The organism is Streptomyces zinciresistens K42 (genome assembly GCF_000225525.1).
Taxonomy (GTDB): Bacteria; Actinomycetota; Actinomycetes; order Streptomycetales; family Streptomycetaceae; genus Streptomyces; species Streptomyces zinciresistens.
This window is the reverse complement of the sequence record NZ_AGBF01000435.1, coordinates 1-1,498: the sequence shown is the minus strand read 5'-3', so window position 1 is coordinate 1,498 and position 1,498 is coordinate 1. Positions and strand designations below refer to the sequence as shown.

The 1,498-nt window shown below is 69.7% G+C and carries 2 protein-coding genes; one reads left to right on the top strand and one right to left on the bottom strand.

Annotation, left to right across the window (positions count from 1 at the left end):
• Positions 1-103: 103 nt before the first annotated feature.
• Positions 104-529: a universal stress protein gene (locus SZN_RS37050; protein WP_007506498.1), complete on the top strand. Its 426-nt coding sequence runs from the start codon at positions 104-106 to the stop codon at positions 527-529.
• 113 nt (positions 530-642) lie between these two features.
• On the opposite strand, the gene SZN_RS37045 is transcribed toward SZN_RS37050, so the two are convergent.
• The coding region (locus SZN_RS37045) for a cation diffusion facilitator family transporter (protein ID WP_007506497.1) at positions 643-1,498 on the bottom strand (856 nt) is incomplete at its 5' end.

Genomic DNA, 1,498 nt, shown 5'->3' with positions numbered 1-1,498 from the left:
TCAATCGGCGACAATCGGTTCCAGGCCCTGCCACCGGCGGAGGGATCTCAGGCCGGTGGTTGAGCAGGATCGCCCATCGTGTCCCCACAGAGAGGGAGGTGCCATGGCCATCATCGTCGTAGGTGTCGACGGGTCGCCGGCCTCACTGGAGGCACTGCGCTGGGCCCTCGACGAGGCCCGCCTGCGCGCCGCGGCCCTGCGGGTCGTCCATGCCTGGTCCTCCCTCTACCACGGCAGCGAGATCGCCCGCCTCGCTACCGAAGCAGCGACCCGCGAACCGCTGCAACGGGCGGCCGAGCAAACCCTCGATGCCGCCCTTGCGCACACCCCGGGCACCGAGACGGCCGACATCGAACGCCGCGTCGTCGAGGGCCCGCCCACCCCCGCCCTGATCGAGGCAGCTCAAGGCGCCGATCTCCTCGTTGTCGGCTCGCGCGGCCGCGGTGGCTTCGCCAGCCTGCTTCTGGGCTCGGTCAGCCACCAGTGCGCCCAGCACGCCCCCTGCCCCATCGTCATCGTCCACACCTGACCGCACCCGCCCCCGGCCACCTGGTGAGCTGCCCTGAGCGGGACCGTTCGTATGCCGCCCGCCGCACAATCGGTCCGCAGGAGCCGGGCTTGCGGCCACCGTCCGCACGCCCGTCAGAAGCCTGCCGGTTCCTCGACGTGCTCCGCGGGCTCAATCTGGATGGTGGGGTGGGTGACGCCGTACCGTTCGGCGAGGAGCTGACGGGTCCGGTCCAATACGGTGTGCCAGTCAGCGTCGTCCTCGATCACGACGTGCGCGGTGGCGGCCTCCATGCCGCTGGTGAGCGTCCAGATGTGCAGATCGTGGACCTCGCGGACGCCGGGCACGGCGGCCAGGTCCCGCTCGGCGGCCTCGACGTCGATTCCGGGAGGCGCCACCTCCATCAGGATCCGCAGGGCCTGGCGCATGAGCTGCCAGGTCCGCGGCAGGATGAACAGCCCGATCGCGGCCGCGACGATCGCGTCGATATACCGGAAACCGGTGACCGTGATCACGACCGCGCCGATGATGACCCCGACCGAGCCGAGCATGTCGGCGAGCACCTCGAGATAAGCGCCCTTGATGTTCAGGCTCTCCTTCGCCCCGCCGGTGAGCAGCCGGAAGGAGATGATGTTGACGAGGAGGCCGACCGAGGCGACGACGAGCATCGGCACGCCCAGGACATCCGGCGGGTCCCGGAAGCGTTCCACCGCCTCGTAGAGCACATAGAAGGCGACACCGAACAGGAGCAGGCCGTTGATAACCGCGGCCAGGACCTCCAGCCGGTACGTGCCGTAGGTTCGCTGTCCTGCGGCGGGACGCTTTGCCAGGTGGATGGCGGCGAGGGCGAGCCCCAGCCCGAGCGTATCGGTGCCCATGTGAGCCGCGTCGCTGATGAGAGCCAGCGAGCCGGAGAGAATGCCGCCGACGACCTCCGCTAGGGCGTAGGTGGCGGTCAGTGCGAATGCGATGGTCAGCGGCCTCTGGTGG

Coding starts and splice junctions, on each gene's coding strand:
- SZN_RS37050 (WP_007506498.1), top strand. CDS start 104: ATGGCCATCATCGTCGTAGGTGTCGACGGGTCGCCGGCCTCACTGGAG.